We start from the raw sequence: 2,324 nt of genomic DNA, 5'->3' as shown, positions 1-2,324 counted from the left end.
CTAGTCCTATAGCTCAGTTGGTTAGAGCGCTACACTGATAATGTAGAGGTCGGCAGTTCAACTCTGCCTGGGACTACTCCGAATAACTCTTACGGGGGATTAGCTCAGCTGGCTAGAGCATCTGCCTTGCACGCAGAGGGTCAACGGTTCGAATCCGTTATTCTCCACTCTCTCTGAAAATGAGAAAACGATCTTTGACATGATGAAAACAAAAAGTAAAATTTTAGTAAAGAGCTAAAAGTATATATCGAACCGTACGTTCTCCAGGTATACACTATCAATAGTGAAATACAGCGAGAAGTCAGTTTGAAAGAAAGTAAGCAAGGGCGCATGGCGGATGCCTTGGCTCTCGGAGGCGATGAAGGACGTGATAAGCTGCGATAAGCTTCGGGTAGGTGCAAATAACCTTTGATCCGAAGATTTCCGAATGGGACAACCCGGCATTCTGAAGGAATGTCATCCATCCTTGATGGAAGCTAACGCAGGGAACTGAAACATCTTAGTACCTGCAGGAAAAGAAAATAATAATGATTCCCCTAGTAGTGGCGAGCGAACGGGGATTAGCCCAAACCAATGTTGTTACGGCAATATTGGGGTTGTAGGACCACGATGTCGCATGAAGTTTAGTGAATAGAACCCTTTGGAAAATGGGGCCATAGACGGTGATAGCCCGGTATATGAAGCTAAATGAAGCGTAGTGGTATCCTGAGTAGCGCGGGACACGAGAAATCTTGCGTGAATCTGCCGGGACCATCCGGTAAGGCTAAATACTCCCGAGAGACCGATAGTGAACCAGTACTGTGAAGGAAAGGTGAAAAGAACTTCGAACAGAAGAGTGAAATAGTCCCTGAAACCGTGCGCCTACAAGCGGTCGGAGCTCCGTAAGGAGTGACGGCGTGCCTTTTGCATAATGAACCTACGAGTTACTTTTTCCGGCAAGGTTAAGTGTCTCAAGACATGAAGCCGAAGCGAAAGCGAGTCTTAACAGGGCGATTAGTCGGAAGGAGTAGACGCGAAACCAAGTGATCTACCCTTGGGCAGGTTGAAGGTTAGGTAACACTAACTGGAGGACCGAACCGATAAGCGTTGAAAAGCTTCCGGATGACCTGAGGGTGGGGGTGAAAGGCTAATCAAACTTGGAGATAGCTCGTACTCCCCGAAATGCATTTAGGTGCAGCCTTGTGAGTTACTAATGTGAGGTAGAGCGACTGATAAGATGCGAGGGCTTCACCGCCTATCAAGTCTTGATAAACTCCGAATGCGCATTAGTTCTATCACAGGAGTGAGGGCATGGGTGCTAAGGTCCATGTCCGAAAGGAGAAGAATCCAGACCATCAGCTAAGGTCCCCAAATAATTGCTAAGTTGAACTAACGAAGTCAGATTGCTAAGACAGCTAGGATGTTGGCTTGGAAGCAGCCATTCATTTAAAGAGTGCGTAACAGCTCACTAGTCGAGGAGTTTGGCGTGGATAATAATCGGGCATCAAGCAATTTACCGAAGCTATGGGATGTTAACTAAACACTAACATCGGTAGGGGAGCATTCCACTCCGCGTCGAAGGTGTACCGTAAGGTATGCTGGAGCGTGTGGAAAAGCAAATGTAGGTATAAGTAACGATAAAGGGGGTGAGAAACCCCCTCGCCGAAAGACTAAGGTTTCCTGATCAACGCTAATCGGATCAGGGTTAGTCGGGTCCTAAGGCTCAGCCGAACGGTGAGGCCGATGGCAGAACAGGTTAATATTCCTGTACTACCTTGATGAGTGACGTGGAGACGGAGCAGTGACAGCGCCGCGGACTGACGGAATAGTCCGTTGAAGGGTGTAGACGTTGATTGTGGCAGGCAAATCCACCGCAAGAGTCGAACCTGATAGTATGGAACGTTCTTCGGAACAATCCAATAGTGCGTGTAATCATACTCCCAAGAAAATCCGCTAAACTTAATCATTAAGGTACCCGTACCGCAAACGGACACACGTAGTCGGGTTGAATATACTAAGGCGCTTGAGTGATTCACGGTTAAGGAACTAGGCAAATTGACCCTGTAACTTCGGGATAAAGGGTCCCAACGAGAGTTGGGCGCAGAGAATAGGTCCAGGCAACTGTTTAACAAAAACACAGGGCTGTGCCAAATTGAAAGATTACGTATACAGCCTGACACCTGCCCGGTGCTGGAAGGTTAAGAGGAGATGTCATCGCAAGAGAAGCATTGAATTGAAGCCCCAGTAAACGGCGGCCGTAACTATAACGGTCCTAAGGTAGCGAAATTCCTTGTCGGGTAAGTTCCGACCTGCACGAATGGTGTAATGATCTGGACACTGTCTCA

The 2,324-nt window shown here is 47.7% G+C and carries 2 tRNA genes and 1 rRNA gene; all 3 read left to right on the top strand.

What is annotated here, in order from left to right:
- Positions 1–2 precede the first annotated feature (2 nt).
- Positions 3–76: transfer RNA gene (locus AB5443_RS25190), tRNA-Ile, on the top strand.
- 17 nt (positions 77–93) lie between these two features.
- Positions 94–167: transfer RNA gene (locus AB5443_RS25185), tRNA-Ala, on the top strand.
- 143 nt (positions 168–310) lie between these two features.
- Positions 311–2,324 (top strand): 23S ribosomal RNA (locus AB5443_RS25180); the annotation flags it as partial.

It is taken from the genome of Bacteroides sp. RTP21281st1_H5_RTP21281_210402 (assembly GCF_040918965.1).
GTDB classification, from domain to species: Bacteria; Bacteroidota; Bacteroidia; order Bacteroidales; family Bacteroidaceae; genus Bacteroides; species Bacteroides congonensis.
This window is presented reverse-complemented; position numbering and strand designations above follow the sequence as displayed.